This is a genomic window from Rhodococcus sp. 5A-K4, assembly GCF_046097995.1.
In the GTDB taxonomy this organism is placed as follows: Bacteria; Actinomycetota; Actinomycetes; order Mycobacteriales; family Mycobacteriaceae; genus Rhodococcus_F; species Rhodococcus_F erythropolis.
This window is the reverse complement of sequence record NZ_JBJURM010000018.1, coordinates 1-15,110: the sequence shown is the minus strand read 5'-3', so window position 1 is coordinate 15,110 and position 15,110 is coordinate 1. Positions and strand designations below refer to the sequence as shown.

Sequence of the window (15,110 nt, the reverse complement as noted above, 5' to 3'; positions counted from 1 at the left end):
CCTTGATTCGGTCGGTATCTCGACTATCTCACCAATACTTCAGTATGTGAAACAGACTTCTCACATTGTAAGAAGACTCTGGTCCGTTCTCAGTCCAGGTCGTCGTGACGCATGAGCTGACGAGCTGCCTCGGTGATCGATCCGGTCAGCGACGGGTACACCGAGAACGTCTGAGCCAGGTCGTTGACCGTCAGGTTGTTCTGCACGGCGATCGCGATCGGCAGGATGAGTTCCGAAGCGGTGGGCGCGACCACAACACCGCCGATGACCACGCCGGTAGCCGGGCGGCAGAAGATTTTCACGAAGCCGCGGCGCAAACCGGACATCTTGGCGCGCGGGTTGGTGTTGAGCGGCAACATGACGGTGCGAGCAGGCACCTCTCCGTTGTCGATCGCGGCCTGCGAAACACCCACCGTTGCAATTTCGGGGCGTGTGAAGACGGCCGATGCGACGGTCTTCAACTTGATCGGGCTGACGCCTTCACCGAGTGCGTGGTACATCGCGATACGTCCCTGCATCGCAGCCACCGACGCGAGCGGGAGCAGTCCGGTGCAGTCACCGGCGGCGTAGATACCGGAAACCGTGGTGCGCGAGACCCGGTCGACACGCAGGTATCCACCCTTGTCCAACTCGATGCCGACCCGCTCCAGGCCGAGACCGTTGGTGTTGGGGACGGAACCGACGGTCATCAGTGCGTGGCTTCCTTCGACCGTGCGGCCGTCGGAGAGCTTGACGATGATGCCCTTCTCGGTGCGCTCGACGGCGTCTGCGCGGGCGTGCTTGACGAGGGTGACACCGCGCTCGGCGAGGGCGTCCTCGAGCACGAGCGCCGCATCGGCATCCTCGCCGGGCAGAACACGGTCACGACTGGACACGAGTGTGACCTTGACGCCCATCTCGGTGTACGCGGAGACGAACTCGGCACCGGTGACACCGGAACCGACCACGACCAGGTGCTCGGGCAGCTCGTCCAAGTCGTAGAGCTGACGCCACGTCATGATTCGCTCACCGTCGGGCTCGGCTCCCGGGATGATGCGGGGGCTGGCGCCGGTGGCGATCAACACGACGTCTGCGTCGATGGTCTTCTGCTCGCCGCTTCCGAGCGTCGCGCGAACCTGGTGTGCTGCCATACCGAGGAGCGGATCGGTCAGTTCGGCGGTGCCGGAGAGAACCTCGACGCCAACCGTCTGCAACCGTGCGCGAATGTCCGAGGACTGGGACAACGCGAGACTCTTGACTCGGGAGTGGATCTTCGGCAGTGACACCGAAGCCTGCTCCGGATCCAGAGTGATGCCGAGGTCGGATGCACGACGCATGTCGGTGCGGATTCCGGTGGACGCGATGAACGTCTTCGACGGGACACAGTCGAACAGCACACACGCGCCGCCGACGCCGTCCGAATCGACCAGGGTGACCGTGGCCCCGTGCTGCGCGGCTACCAGTGCCGCCTCGTAGCCGGCGGGTCCGCCACCGATGATCACGATCCGGGTCATGTGTCCTCCAAGTCCTCGCGTGGCCGGCAGGGGTCTCCCGTCGACCAGTGTCACGCTATTCGAGCACCACGTGTCGCGCAGTGCTTGTACCAGATTACTTGCGTCCGGTGGTCCGCTTCGCCACACCCTCGGACCACGGTTTAGGCTTGCGCCCGTGTCGATTTATGCCGCCTACGGTTCCAACATGCATCCCGAGCAGATGTTGTTGCGCTGCCCACACTCGCCCATGTCCGGGACAGGGTGGCTGCGAGGCTGGCGCCTGACCTTCAGCGGCGAGGACCTCGGCTGGGAGGGGGCTCTCGCCACCGTGGTCGAAGACCCCGATTCCAGTGTTTTCGTGGTCCTCTACGACGTCCCGGAAGAGGACGAAGTGAGTCTGGACCGCTGGGAAGGTGCCGAACTCGGTCTGCACCGCAAGATCCGCGTGCGGGTCGACACCGCAGGCGATGCGGTGCTCGCTTGGCTCTACGTCATGGATGCGTACGAAGGCGGACTGCCGTCGGCCCGCTACATCGGCGTGATGGCCGACGCCGCCGAGATTGCCGGAGCGCCGGCCGAGTACGTGCGAGAGTTGCGGACGAGAAACAGCCGCAACGTGGGTCCCGGTAACGGTGTTACCGATTAGATAGCTGTCCTGCTCAAAGCAGCAGGAAATACGCGAGCACTGCAAGTGCTGCGAGTACCACCACAATCGTCAGGCCGATAAGCACACGCTTGGAACCGCGTGACTCCGATTCGCCTGCGACAACTGCAGTTTCCGGCTCGACTGTTGCCACCCCGGTTGCAGTTTCAGCCGCCACCTTCTCACGTCCGAGAGTGTCGAACACCTCCGTCACGTCGTGTGAAGGCGGCAAACCGATCGGAACGATCGTGTGCGACGTCGAGGTGAAACCGGCAGCCAGAATTGCGGCTCCCAGCGCGGCCGACTGCTCCGGTCCGGGCCCGAGTTCACATCTGACACCGAGCTTTTCGGCGATTCCGGCCGCTATGGACATCATGGCTGCTTTGTCTGTCGCCGGTTCTCCGTCACCGGTGACGACTACGGCGTCCAGGTTCTCCGGCATCCAACCGAACGCACCCAGTGCCGTCGCGAGGCGTGAACTCGGTGAACTCCCGTCGCCGGCGAAGCCGAATGCGCGGCCGGCGGCGACGCCCGAACGCACCAGCGTGACCGCTGCCCCGGTGTCGTCGACGTGATAGATGCCGATGAGCGTGCCGGCGAGTGCCGCGATTTCCGACTCGAACCACGCCGAGACCGCCTCGGCGTCCGAGACGAGAGTGACCCGCTCGAGGCCTGCATAGACCAGTGAATCCTGCATGAGGGCCGCTGTGGACGAGTCCCAGCGCGACGGGTAGGTCGCGACGATGTCGGGCGCTCCCCCACTTCGACCACCACGATCGGGCAGCGGCTCGCATTCCTGCAATAGGCAGCGAATCGACGTCGCCACCAAATCCTCGGCGCGGTAACGGGTATCGGCCGTTCCGGAGACGCCACTCGGGTCCCCCACACGGCCGACAAAACCTGACCATGATTCCGAGAATTCACGGCCGGCACCCAATTGCTCGGTACCGCCGAGCACGGTCGTTCCGTCCTTGCGTTGATTGAGAATCGTGTCCCTGACCAACACCACCGGATCGGCCGAACCCGGATCGTTGGACGCAACTACAGCCGTCGACACCAATGTGCCGATTCGCACTCCCACACCTATGGACATGCCCGTACCTTCACTCGAACGACACGAAAAACGGTACCCCCGACGGGAACCGGAACTATCCCAGAACCAGGCTCGTCAGAACCTTCACACCGACGCCGAGTGCACGCTCGTCGAGATCGAAAGTGGGTTGGTGGATGTCGAGCTGATCGCCTTCACCCGACCACACGCCGAGCCGCGCCATGGCACCCGGCACGGTTTCGAGGTACCACGAAAAGTCTTCGCCACCACCGGATTGCGGGGTGTCCGCCAAAGCATCTTGTCCGACGGTCGCGATGGCGTCCTCGAACATCCGAGTGGACACCTCGTCGTTGACGACCGGTGGCACTCCGCGACGATAGTTGAGTTGGTAGCGAACTCCGGTGGGCGCGAGCAGTCCGTGGACGATTTCTTCCACGAGCGGTTCGAGCAACTCCCACGTGTCGTGATCGCCGGTACGTACCGTGCCCGTCATCATGCCGGTCTGCGGAATCGCGTTGGGCGCCTGACCTGCACTGACCGCACCCCACACCATCACGGTGCCGGTACGCGGATCGATACGACGGCTGAGCATTCCCGGCAGCCCGGTCACGACTGTGCCGAGTGCGTAGATGAGGTCCGTGGTCAGGTGCGGCCTCGACGTGTGCCCACCCGGAGAGTCGAGAACGACCTCGATCGTGTCTGCAGCAGAGGTGATCGCGCCCAGACGCATTCCGACCTGGCCCGCCTCGAGTCGCGGATCGCAGTGCAGAGCAAAGATTCTGGACACGCCGTCGAGCGCGCCGGCAGCGATGACGTCGAGTGCACCACCAGGCATGACTTCCTCGGCGGGCTGAAAGATCAGCCGAACCCCGACGGGAAGTTCGGGCAGCGTGGCCAGAGCCAATCCGGCGCCGAGCAGGATGGTGGTGTGGGCGTCGTGCCCGCATGCATGAGACACACCGGGGACCGTGGACGAATACGTCGCCCCGGTCGCCTCCTGCATCGGCAAAGCGTCCATGTCGGCGCGAAGTGCGATTCGCGGCCCCTCAGGTCCGATGTCGCACGTGAGCCCGGTGCCACCGGGAAGGATCTTCGGCGACAGCCCAGCGGCGGTGAGGCGGGTCGCGACGAATTCGGTGGTCGCGTATTCGCGGCGAGCCAACTCCGGGTTGGCATGGATGTGTCGACGCCACGCGACGAGGTCGTCGGTGTGCGCGTGAATCCACGTGTCGATTGCCGCGTTCACCGGCGATCTACCCCTTCCAACAGACGGGTGCGTTGTTCTGGATCGGACGCTACCCGGACAGCAGTGCGGGCCAACGCAATTGCACCGTCGACTACCGCTCGATCTGCGGAGGTGGTGATACACGCGGCCGCGAACTCCGGCTGATGTGTCACTGCCCCCGATGAATCCAAGCCTATGACCGGGTGAATTCCCGGAATCACATTGGTCACATTACCCATATCCGTACTACCCAGTGGACGGGAGCGCTCCCATTCCGCTGCCAGTGGCACCCGCCCGAGGTCGACGATCTGTTCACGGTACGCCGCCGCCAGCCACGGATCGGGGGTCAACTCGGTGTAAGTGGGCGATACCGTGCGGATTTCGTGGGTGCATCCGGTGCCGAGTGCGCCCGAGGCGAAGCAGGCGTCGGCACGCTCGGACAGATTGGCCAACGACGCGGCCGTCTCGGCACGCAGGTAGTACAGCAGTTCTGACCGAGCCGGAACGATGTTGGGAGCAGTGCCGCCATCACTGACGATTCCGTGAATCTGTTGCCCTGGCTGGAGGTGCTGGCGCAACAGTCCGACCGCCACCTGCGCGAGCGTCGCGGCATCGGCGGCATTACGACCGAATTCCGGCGCAGCAGAGGCGTGCGCTTCGCGACCGTGATAGCTGACGGCGATGTCCGCCAGGGCCAGCGAGGTGGCACCGATGATGTCGATCGGTCCTGGATGAACCATCATGGCCGCGCCGACGCCGTCGAATGCACCACGCTCGAGCATCAGAACTTTGCCGCCACCGGTTTCCTCCGCGGGAGTACCGATCACTCGGACTGTGATCCCCAGTTCGTCGGCCACGGTAGCCAACGCGATGCCGGCCCCGACCGCGGCGGCGGCAATGATGTTGTGCCCACAGGCATGACCGATCTCGGGCAGCGCGTCGTACTCGGCGCAGATCGCGATGACCAACTCTCCGCTGCCGTAGGTGGCATCGAATGCCGTCGGCAGATCGACGATCCCGTGAGTGACCGCGAAACCGTGCTGCGCCAGTAGGTCCGACACTTTGGCAGCGCTGCGGAACTCCTCGAAGGCAAGTTCCGGATCGCTGTGAATCGAATGCGACAGCGCAATCAGATCGGCCTCTACGGACCTGACTGCGCTGTCGACATTCTGGTTCACGCGATCATTGTCTCACCCGAAGGAGAAGTTGCTCTTGTCAGTCACCTGAGCGAGGTCCGCAAGAGCATCGCGGTGGATGCCTGCCTTGATTCCCGCCAAGTTCTTGCCGTGAGTCGACGTCAGTGCCGACGCCTTGGTCACTGCTGCGGCGAGTACTCCGTCGCCGTCGACCGTTTCCTGCACGATGCCGGCAGCAAGCGCGTCGGCGCCGCCGAATCGACGCCCCGTCGTCATCGCGTCGACTGCCGTCTGCTTGGGCAGACGACTGTTCAACAGTGCTGACATGCCGACAGTGAACGGCATGTTCAGTCCGACCTCGGGGAGGCAGTAGAAGCCGCGGTCCGCGCGCATGATCTGGAAGTCGTGCGAGGACGCGAGCATGGCGCCGGCGCCGAACGCGTGCCCCTGCACCGCCGCGACCGTGGCCATCGGGAAGGTCAACAAACGGCTGTAGATGGTGTGGACCTTGTCCAGGTAGCCGGGCAGACCGTCGAGATTGCCGAAGATCCACGTCGTGTCCAGGCCGTTCGTGTAGAACTTGCCCGTCGCCGTCGTCACCAGGGCTGCGGGTCCCTCGTGCGCTTCGACTTCGTCCAACTTGCTGTGAACAGCGTCGATCCACTCAGGGCCGAAGCGGTTCTCGTTGTCCGTTTCGCCCTCGTTGCCGAGGTACAGGATGAATACGTCGCCGTCGCGTTCGAGATAAGGCATGGATGGGAGAGTAACGCCCGCCAACTCACCCGGCGAACCGACCCGACTCCTCAGTAGGGTTGCTCACATGGGAACGATCGCCGAGGCCGCCGCCGCTGCTCTGTCCGCCATGACTGGCTCTTCGTCACCGTCAGTCGCCATCGTGCTCGGGTCGGGGTGGACCGATGCCGCAGACGTGTTCGGCGACGCCGGTGCGGACGTGACAGCCGAAGTCTCGATGGCGGATCTTCCTGGCTTCGCCCCACCGTCCGCTCTCGGCCATGCGGGCACCATTCGTTCGGTGCGCGTCGGAAACACCGAAGTTCTGCTGCTGCTCGGGCGCGCGCACGCATACGAGGGCCACGATCTCGGTACCGTCGTCCACCCGGTCCGGACAGCCATTGCTGCCGGCGCCGACACGGTCATCCTCACCAATGCGGCCGGCGGAATCCGCGAGGACTACGCAGTGGGGCAACCGGTGCTGATCAGTGACCACCTGAACCTGACGGCCCGCTCTCCCCTCGTCGGCGCAGAGTTCGTCGACCTGGTCGACGCATACTCGCCGGAACTGCGTGCGCTGGCTCGCTCGATCGACCCGGACCTTGCCGAGGGTGTTTACGCCGGGCTTCCCGGTCCTCACTACGAGACTCCGGCCGAGATTCGAATGCTTCGTACACTCGGCGCCGATCTGGTCGGCATGTCGACGGTTCACGAGACCATCGCGGCTCGCGCGCTCGGCGCCCGCGTTCTCGGCATCTCCATGGTCACCAATCTGGCCGCCGGAATCACGGGCGCCCCGCTCGACCATCAGGAAGTGCTGGCGGCAGGCAAAGCATCGGCGGCCCGGATGGGAGTGCTGCTGCGTCAACTGGTCGAGCAGCTGTGACACCACTGAACGTCACGGAGTGGATCGACGCCGATCCGGACCCAGTTACCCGCGCAGAATTAGCAGCCCTTTCCGAACATGAACTGGCCGAACGCTTTTCCGCACCACTGACGTTCGGCACTGCTGGGCTTCGCGGGCCGGTGCGCGGCGGACCCAACGGCATGAACCTCGCGGTCGTCATCCGGACCACGTCCGGTCTGGCGGCCTGGCTGACAGCTCGCTGCCAGGGCGGGTCCCGCGTTGTGGTCGGCCGCGACGCCCGGCTCGGTTCAGAGGCATTTGCTCTCGCCGCCGCCGAGGTCATGGCAGCGGCCGGGTTCGAGGTGACCCTGCTCCCCCGCCCACTGCCGACACCGCTGGTGGCGTTCGCGGTGCGCAGGCTCGGGGCAGCGGCAGGTATCCAGATCACCGCCTCCCACAATCCTGCCGCCGACAACGGTTACAAGGTGTATCTCTCGGGCGGAGCGCAACTCGTCTCCCCCGCCGATCGTGAAATCGAGAGCGAGATCGCCCGCATCGGTGGTGCCGCCGACGTCGCCCGGGCATCGGTGATTCCGGCCGACGATTCTCTGGTCGAGGAGTACATCGCCCGCATCGCGACCCTCCCGCACGGCGACGCCCGCTCGATCCGGATTGCGTTCACGGCAATGCACGGCGTCGGCGGGGAGACTGCGACAGCGGCTCTGCGAGCAGCAGGGTTCGACGATCTGCACGTCGTGGCGGAGCAGTTCGATCCCGACCCCACGTTTCCGACCGTCGAGTTCCCCAATCCCGAAGAGCCCGGTGCCGCAGACCGCCTGCTCGCCCTTGCCCGAAGTATCGACGCGGATCTGGCGATCGCACTCGACCCGGATGCCGACCGCTGCGCCGTCGGAGTTCGCGACGGTGATCAGTGGCGCATGTTGCGCGGCGACGAAACCGGGGTGCTCCTGGCCGACCACGTACTGCACACGGCGCCCGAAGATTCGTTGGTGGCGACGACGATCGTCTCCTCGACTCTGCTCTCGAAGTTGGCGAAAGCTCGCGGAGCCAGGTTTGCGCAGACACTCACCGGATTCAAGTGGCTCACGCGCGCCAGCGACGGACTCGTCTACGCCTACGAGGAAGCGATCGGGCACTGCGTCGATCCGGATGTGGTGCGGGACAAGGACGGAATCTCAGCTGCCGTCCTTGTGGCCGACTTGGCTGCCACCCTCGCGGGCAGCAACAGAACCCTGTTGGACGTTCTAGCCGACTATGCCGTCGAATTCGGACTGCATCGTGGGGACCAAGTATCCCGCCGCGTCGAGGATTTGAATGACATCGCGGAGATGATGAAACGACTACGCGCCGATCCTCCTGGCCAACTCGCGGGTGAGCCGGTCACGACCGAGGACTTGTCCCTGGTTCGCGGCGGTATGCGCACCGACGCAGTGATATTCGACGGGCCGTCGATCCGCGTGGTTGTTCGGCCGTCCGGAACCGAGCCCAAGCTCAAGTGCTATCTCGAAGTTGTCGTCCCGGTGGCGAACCGCGACGACCTCGCGAAGGCACTAGAGCAGGCGAAGGCCCGGCTGGCCGAACTCCGAACCTTCGCCCTTTCGCTCTAGCGGGGCCCGAACTGCCGATCGCCGGCGTCACCGAGACCGGGGACGATGAAAGCGTTCTCGTCGAGTCCGTCATCAATGCTCGCGATGACCAGACGAACCGGGTGGCCGGACGCTGCCAGCGCGTCGACGCCGGCCGGAGCGGCCACGACGCACACTGCCGTGACATCCGTCGCGCCACGCGCAACCAGCAAGTCGATGGTGTGCACCATCGAGCCACCGGTGGCGAGCATCGGATCGAGCACGAACACCGGGATACCGGACAGATCCGCAGGCAGGGATTCGAGGTACGGAACCGGCTGATGAGTCTCTTCGTCACGTGCCATTCCGACAAAGCCGACGCCGGCCGACGGAATCAGCGCACTCGCCTGTTCGACCATGCCCAGACCGGCCCGCAGCACGGGTACCAACAACGGCGGCTTCGCGAGCCGGATGCCCGTCGTCGCTGCTACCGGGGTGTCGACCGGAAACTCCTCGACCTCCGCGTCACGCATGGCCTCGTAGACCAGCATGTGCGTGAGCCTGCGAAGTGCGGAACGAAAAGTTGCGTTCTCACTGCGTGCATCACGCATTGTCGTCAAGAGGGCCGCCGCGAGCGGATGGTCGACTACGTGCGTTTGCATGACCATCAGAATAGTTCCTCGGGAACCGGAGCACCCCGCGCGGCGTCCAAGAAGGAGTAAGCGCAACGGGGGGAAGACAAGTTGACAAATCTGGATCTGGACACTGAAAGCATCGCGGAGTTCGCCACGCGGTTGGGCACTGTTGCCGACAACGTCGCGCAAGCGCGACAGGACGCGGCGGGTGGCGATCACTTGGCTCTGTCCACTGTGCTGGGGCTGATCGGCGGCGACTTCGTCGATGTCGCGAGCCGAGCACAGCAAGCGCACATCGACGACATCGATCGACTGTCCGCTGTGATCTCCAGCGTCCAGTCAGCCACCCGCGACGCTCACGCCGTCTATCTCGACTCCGAGGAATCGGTACGAACGACTCTCGCTGAAGCCGCACGCTCATGATCGACGTCGACGCACTCGCACGACCGATCATCGATCTGGTCGACATTGTCGGGACTGGCGTCCCCAGCGCAAGTGGACCCGACGTCGGCATCCGAATCGCTACGGACGCCCTCGAGATCGCATACCAATTGGGAAGCGCTGCTCTGAGCGAACTGGCGTCCTCTCAGAGCTCGTCCACGGCACTCACCGCTGCGGTGACCAAAACCGAGCAGACGCAGACGTCGACGCGAAACCTCGCCGATCGTGGGACCGACATCGCCGGCGTCGTGGACGAAGCAACAACGTCCGTGTACGCGGGAATGACCGAACTCGGTGAGATTCTCCAGTCCTTTCTGACACTCGCGATCAAGGCCGGGCCGACGCTGATGACACCGACGGGCCAATTGATGTTGTTGTCGGCCGCGTTGGAGCACCTCGGACGCGCGGTATCGGTTATCGAGCGGGTACGCGGTGAGCTGGCGGGGTCGACCGACAAGATGTCCGCACTCGTCCCGTCCGTCCCGATACCCGATCCCGCACCTGGAGTCTCCGGTTCGGTGGGTGGTTCCGGTTCCGTCGGTGGTTCCGGTTCCGTCGGTGGTTCTGGTTCCGTCGGTGGAGTAGAGGTCGAACTTCCCGACGGCTCGATTGCCACCGCACCGAACGCCGAGGCCGCTGCTGCCGTACGCAACGCGCTTACTCAACAGGGTGTCCCGTACGCCTGGGGAGGCACGACACCCGGAGTCGGTCTGGACTGCAGTGGTCTGACGCAATGGGCGTACGGCCAGGCCGGAGTCGATATTCCGAGGTTGGCTCAGGAACAGGGAATCGGGAACCAGGTCGATCAGAACAACCTGATGCCGGGCGACCTCGCGGTCTGGGACGGCCACGTCGCGATGGTGATTGGCGGCGGCCAGATGATCGAAGCCGGCGACCCAGTCGAAATCAGCGCCATCCGAACCACGAACAGCGGCATGGGCTTTCACGGTTTCTACCGTCCGACAGAATGACAGGAAACATGAACGAGAACATGCGGGAATCACCGCCGATCATCACAGCCGTCTCCGTCAACCGCGCTGGAACCATCGCGGTCCGCGCCACGGAACACGCCATTCCCGTGGACCTGCGGATCAGCCAGGAGGAACTGCGGTACGGCGGGGAACGGTTGGCGCAACAGATACTCACACTGTGCTCGAAAGCAGCAATCGAGGCCGGCGCCCGCCATCGTGTGGAGCTCGAAGAGACCGGAGTCCCGGCAGCGATCCTCGATCGGCTCGGTCTCGCGACCCGAGACGAACTGGCCGATGTCGATGCCGCCGAGGGCCAGATCCTTCCGTCGAGCTGGATGCGTTCGATATGAGCGAGATTGATCGAATCATGGAGCTGGCGAAACACCGGACCGGACTCTTGCAGGACGCCGTCGACGGGGTCGGCGCTCTGCGGGCGGTCGTCTCGAGCGAGGGTGGGATAGTCACGGCGACTGTCGACGGGCTGGGCGCTCTGGTCGACCTACGGATTACCGACGCAATCACCACGATGAATTCTCGCACTGTGGCCGCATTGACTGTCGCAACAATTCACCAGGCAGTTCGACAGTCCAACGACGAACGAGAGCGACTGGTCAGTGAGCTCCGAGTGGCACTGAAACAAACGTGACGAACCCCCGCTATGCCTTTCGCTCTGCGGTGGATAGGCTTCCGCCCATGGCTGGAGACATCGTCCCTATCGAAATCGGACTCACCGACGGAGACCTCGTCACTTTGTGGGCACCCCGCTGGCGCGAGGGCGACGACGAGTGGGAAGCGTTCCTCGGCCATGAGGAAGACCTGTACGGGTTCTCCTCCGTCGCAGAACTCGCGGCCTTCATCCGAACGGACTCCGACAACGACCTGGTCGAGCATCCGGCGTGGGCCGTCGTCTCCGGACTGTCGGCAGCCGAGCTCGAACCGGAGGAGAACTTCACGTTCGACTTCGTCGGCGTGCCGGAACTGGCCGCAGGTGATCCTGAGGCACTGGCGGTCTCGGAACTCGAAGACACCTTGAACATGGCTCGCAACATCGGCGAGGTGTGCGAACTGGACGCGGTCATCCGCTTCTTCAGCGGCCATCCGGTACTCGGCGCGCTTGCGACCGGCGCCGGCACCTTCGAAGGTCGCGAAGGCCTGGAGCTGTGGGACCAGGTCGGCGCTGCGATCGTCAAGGACTGGGACGCCGTTCTCGACGCCATCGACAAGGTGGTCACCTCCCCGAAGGTCGACGCAGCTGCCGTCGCGGTCGCCGAAGCTGAACTGCTCGCTGCCGCCGAGAACACCGTCGACGCCGACGATGTCGCTGAGGAGGGCGAGGACGAGGAATTCGACGAAGACGACCTCGACGAGGAGGAAGACGAAGTCGAGACCTTCTGGGGCGAGGTCGGTGTCGACCCGATCCGCATCATCACCTCAGCCGAGACGTTCTACACTCTGCGCTGCTACATGGGCGATCAGGCGATCTTCCTCGGCAAGGACGGACTGATCACCGTCTTCCGTAGCGAGCGCGCACTCGCTCGCTACCTCGCCGACAACCACGAACACGATCTCTCGCAGGTCAGCACGTACGGCGAAATTCAGAATGCTGCCGTCGACGGTTCACTCGAAATCGAGGTCACGGACGAGAACGTCTACGTTCTGCCCGGCATCGCCGACGACCTCGCCCAGGGTCCGGACGTCGTCGACGCCGAGCAACTGGAACTTGCCGTCGAATTGTTCACCGATGCAGCAGATTTCGCCGACGACGACTCCACCGAGGAGGCTCTGTCCGCGTCGAACGAGCTGGGTTGGTACGTCTCGTACCTCCTCAACCCCGATCCGTCGCGGATGGCTCCGAGTGCACCGTTCACCAAGGAATCCGAGGCCTGGCGCGAACTCGAGCGTGAGTTCGAGGCCCGGCTGCGATCTGAGTAGTCGGGTGCACGTCAGCTAGCCGATGAGCACGGCGTAACCCGGCTTGATGACGTCGTCGATCAACGCGAGGCGCTCGTCGAACGGGATGAAGGCCGACTTCATCGCGTTGATGGTGAAGCGTTCCAGATCGGTCCAGCCGTAACCGAAGGTCTCGACCAACGCGGCCATTTCCCGGGTCATGCTGGTGTCGCTCATCAGTCTGTTGTCAGTGTTGACGGTCACGCGGAAGCGCAAGTCCGCCAACAGTCCGAACGGATGGTCCGCCAGGGCCGCTACGGCTCCGGTCTGCACGTTCGAACTCGGGCACAGTTCCAGGGGAATGCGCATGTCACGGACGTAGTTCGCGAGTCGACCCAACTCTGCCCCACCTTGGCCGGCTACATCGATGTCGTCCACGATCCGCACGCCGTGGCCCAACCGATCCGCTCCGCAGAAGGCGATGGCTTCGTGGATCGACGGCAACCCGAACGCCTCACCCGCGTGAATCGTGAAGTGGGCGTTCGCATCACGCATGTATTCGAAGGCGTCGAGGTGCCGGCTCGGCGGGTTACCGGCCTCGGCACCGGCGATGTCGAAACCGACGACGCCGCGGTCCCGGAATCGCACAGCGAGTTCGGCGATCTCTCGTGACCGGGCGGCATGCCTCATCGCCGTGAGAAGACACCCGATTCGGATCTCCCGTCCCGCGACCCTGGCAGCGGATTCGCCGGCCCGGAAACCTTCGAGAACGTGCTCGACGACCTCGTCCAAAGTCAGGCCTTGTTCCAGGTGCTGCTCGGGCGCAAAACGGATTTCGGCGTATACGACGTTGTCGTCGGCCAGATCCTCGGCGCATTCGCGCGCGACCCGCGCGAGCCCTTCGGGAGTCTGCATCACGGCGACGGTGTGGGCGAAGGTCTCGAGATAGAGCTCGAGCGAACCACTGTCAGCGGCAGTTCGGAACCATTGCGCCAGTTCGGATGCCGTATTCGCCGGCAGCTCGTCGTAGCCACACTGCTCGGCCAGTTCGAGGACAGTCTCGGGTCGGAGTCCTCCATCGAGATGATCGTGGAGAAGAACTTTGGGTGCGCTGCGGATCGTGGTCAACTCCGGTGCGTTCATTCGCCAACGCTAACGCGAATCACCCACAATTCGCTCGATGAGCAACGGTCGCGAAACGGTGTCGGAATCGGCCCCGATCGACCAGCCTCCGCCGAGGCTCCGCCGCGCGGCATCAAATCTCTCGGGAGTGTCGGTGTGCAGTGTCATCAGCTTCTGTCCGGCGCGGACCACGTCGCCGGGCTTCGCGTGCATCTCGATGCCGGCACCGGCCTGAACGGCTTCGCCCTGTCGTTCGCGTCCGGCCCCGAGCTTCCAGGCCGCGATGCCCACCGCCATGGCGTCGAGTCGGGTCAGTACGCCGTCTCGGTCCGCGGTGACGACGTCGCTGTGCCGGGCCACCGGCAGCGTCGCGTGTGGGTCCCCACCTTGTGCGGCGATCATCGCGCGCCACCGGTCCATGGCTGTGCCGTCGGCCAGTTTGTCTGCGGGGTCGATACCGTCGATCCCAGCCGCGGACAGCATCTCCCGAGCCAGGACCAGGGTCAGCTCGACGACGTCGGACGGCCCGCCGCCTGCCAGCACCTCGACGGATTCACGCACCTCGAGAGCGTTGCCAGCCGTCAATCCCAGCGGGGTGTCCATCCCGGTGATGAGAGCACTTGTACGCACGCCGGCGTCGTTGCCCAACTCGACCATCGTGCGTGCCAACTCTCGCGCGTCGCCGAGGTCCTTCATGAACGCTCCGGAACCGACTTTGACGTCGAGCACCAGGGCGCCGGTTCCCTCGGCAATCTTCTTGCTCATGATCGAACTTGCGATCAGCGGAATGGATTCCACCGTTCCGGTCACGTCGCGCAGCGCGTAGAGCTTCTTGTCGGCGGGGGCCAGGTTCGCTCCGGCAGCGCAGATCACCGCGCCAATTTTCGGGTCCGCGAGAATGTCGACCATCTCCGTCGCCGTGAGCTCGGCTCGCCAACCTGGAATGGCCTCGAGCTTGTCGAGAGTTCCGCCGGTGTGGCCGAGTCCGCGTCCCGACAACTGCGGGACTGCAAGACCACATGCCGCGACGAGGGGCGCGAGCGGAAGGGTGATCTTGTCCCCAACACCACCGGTCGAATGCTTGTCGACAGTGGGCAGCGGCAAGTCCGAAAAGTCCATCCTCCCGCCGGATTCGATCATTGCCTCGGTCCATCGGCCGGTCTCTGCTCGTGACATTCCTCGGAAATAGATCGCCATCGCGAGCGCCGACATCTGCTCGTCGCCGACGACCCCCTCAGTGAACGCCTGAACTATCCAGTCGATCTCGGTTCCCGACAACTCGCGGCCGTCACGCTTGGCGCCGCTGATGGAAACTGCGTCAAACATGGCGGAGCCCCTCTGCTTGTTCCGGCCCGAAAG

16 protein-coding genes are annotated in these 15,110 nt (G+C 64.3%); 8 read left to right on the top strand and 8 right to left on the bottom strand.

Annotated elements, in window-relative coordinates:
• Positions 1-89: 89 nt before the first annotated feature.
• Complete coding sequence (locus ACKAMS_RS21870; protein ID WP_020969166.1) at positions 90-1,493, bottom strand: NAD(P)H-quinone dehydrogenase; 1,404 nt, start codon at positions 1,491-1,493, stop codon at positions 90-92.
• A 154-nt stretch (positions 1,494-1,647) separates the two neighbouring features.
• Between ACKAMS_RS21870 and ACKAMS_RS21865 the strand changes: the two genes are divergently transcribed.
• Entirely contained in the window at positions 1,648-2,118 is a 471-nt protein-coding gene (locus ACKAMS_RS21865; protein ID WP_003940753.1) for a gamma-glutamylcyclotransferase, read from the top strand.
• 13 nt (positions 2,119-2,131) lie between these two features.
• On the opposite strand, the gene ACKAMS_RS21860 is transcribed toward ACKAMS_RS21865, so the two are convergent.
• Genes ACKAMS_RS21860 through ACKAMS_RS21845 form a run of 4 tightly spaced genes read right to left on the bottom strand, consistent with a single transcriptional unit; the run spans position 2,132 to position 6,280 of the window.
• Positions 2,132-3,208: a hypothetical protein gene (locus ACKAMS_RS21860; protein ID WP_019747704.1), complete on the bottom strand. Its 1,077-nt coding sequence runs from the start codon at positions 3,206-3,208 to the stop codon at positions 2,132-2,134.
• Positions 3,209-3,263: 55 nt separating this feature from the next.
• The gene (locus tag ACKAMS_RS21855; protein ID WP_003940741.1) at positions 3,264-4,412 is read right to left on the bottom strand and encodes a M20 family metallopeptidase; all 1,149 of its coding nucleotides are present in this window, start codon (positions 4,410-4,412) and stop codon (positions 3,264-3,266) included.
• Positions 4,409-5,569, bottom strand: a complete 1,161-nt coding sequence (locus ACKAMS_RS21850; protein ID WP_020969164.1) for a M20 family metallopeptidase — start codon at positions 5,567-5,569, stop codon at positions 4,409-4,411. The genes ACKAMS_RS21855 and ACKAMS_RS21850 overlap by 4 nt, the downstream gene beginning before the upstream one ends.
• Before the next feature lie 12 nt (positions 5,570-5,581).
• Complete coding sequence (locus ACKAMS_RS21845; RefSeq protein ID WP_019747702.1) at positions 5,582-6,280, bottom strand: enoyl-CoA hydratase-related protein; 699 nt, start codon at positions 6,278-6,280, stop codon at positions 5,582-5,584.
• Between the two features lie 67 nt (positions 6,281-6,347).
• Between ACKAMS_RS21845 and ACKAMS_RS21840 the strand changes: the two genes are divergently transcribed.
• Both ACKAMS_RS21840 and ACKAMS_RS21835 read left to right on the top strand, forming a co-directional pair.
• A complete protein-coding gene (locus ACKAMS_RS21840; RefSeq protein WP_007727315.1) occupies positions 6,348-7,145 on the top strand; it encodes a purine-nucleoside phosphorylase in 798 nt (265 codons plus the stop codon).
• Complete coding sequence (locus ACKAMS_RS21835) at positions 7,142-8,734, top strand: phospho-sugar mutase (RefSeq protein ID WP_408989513.1); 1,593 nt, start codon at positions 7,142-7,144, stop codon at positions 8,732-8,734. Before ACKAMS_RS21840 ends, ACKAMS_RS21835 begins: the two co-directional genes overlap by 4 nt.
• Here ACKAMS_RS21835 and upp read toward each other — a convergent pair.
• Positions 8,731-9,354 carry a uracil phosphoribosyltransferase gene (gene upp, locus ACKAMS_RS21830; RefSeq protein WP_007727319.1) on the bottom strand — a complete coding sequence of 208 codons (624 nt, stop codon included), beginning with the start codon at positions 9,352-9,354 and terminating at the stop codon, positions 8,731-8,733. The genes ACKAMS_RS21835 and upp overlap by 4 nt on opposite strands.
• A gap of 81 nt (positions 9,355-9,435) precedes the next feature.
• Here upp and ACKAMS_RS21825 point away from each other — a divergent pair, with 81 nt between their 5' ends.
• The 5 genes from ACKAMS_RS21825 to ACKAMS_RS21805 are packed head-to-tail and all read left to right on the top strand — an operon-like array spanning position 9,436 to position 12,671.
• Positions 9,436-9,750, top strand: a complete 315-nt coding sequence (locus ACKAMS_RS21825) for a type VII secretion target (RefSeq protein ID WP_020969162.1) — start codon at positions 9,436-9,438, stop codon at positions 9,748-9,750.
• The gene (locus ACKAMS_RS21820; RefSeq protein ID WP_042951361.1) at positions 9,747-10,739 is read left to right on the top strand and encodes a C40 family peptidase; all 993 of its coding nucleotides are present in this window, start codon (positions 9,747-9,749) and stop codon (positions 10,737-10,739) included. The genes ACKAMS_RS21825 and ACKAMS_RS21820 overlap by 4 nt, the downstream gene beginning before the upstream one ends.
• The gene (locus tag ACKAMS_RS21815; protein ID WP_021332524.1) at positions 10,736-11,089 is read left to right on the top strand and encodes a hypothetical protein; all 354 of its coding nucleotides are present in this window, start codon (positions 10,736-10,738) and stop codon (positions 11,087-11,089) included. The genes ACKAMS_RS21820 and ACKAMS_RS21815 overlap by 4 nt, the downstream gene beginning before the upstream one ends.
• A complete protein-coding gene (locus ACKAMS_RS21810; RefSeq protein WP_021332523.1) occupies positions 11,086-11,385 on the top strand; it encodes a YbaB/EbfC family nucleoid-associated protein in 300 nt (99 codons plus the stop codon). Before ACKAMS_RS21815 ends, ACKAMS_RS21810 begins: the two co-directional genes overlap by 4 nt.
• Before the next feature lie 47 nt (positions 11,386-11,432).
• Positions 11,433-12,671: a hypothetical protein gene (locus ACKAMS_RS21805; RefSeq protein ID WP_020969158.1), complete on the top strand. Its 1,239-nt coding sequence runs from the start codon at positions 11,433-11,435 to the stop codon at positions 12,669-12,671.
• 15 nt (positions 12,672-12,686) lie between these two features.
• Here the strand turns inward: ACKAMS_RS21805 and ACKAMS_RS21800 are convergent, their stop codons facing one another.
• A complete protein-coding gene (locus ACKAMS_RS21800) occupies positions 12,687-13,772 on the bottom strand; it encodes an adenosine deaminase (protein WP_019747695.1) in 1,086 nt (361 codons plus the stop codon).
• 9 nt (positions 13,773-13,781) lie between these two features.
• On the bottom strand, positions 13,782-15,077 hold the full coding sequence (locus ACKAMS_RS21795) for a thymidine phosphorylase (protein WP_408989512.1): 1,296 nt from the start codon (positions 15,075-15,077) through the stop codon (positions 13,782-13,784).
• Between the last annotated feature and the right edge of the window lie 33 nt (positions 15,078-15,110).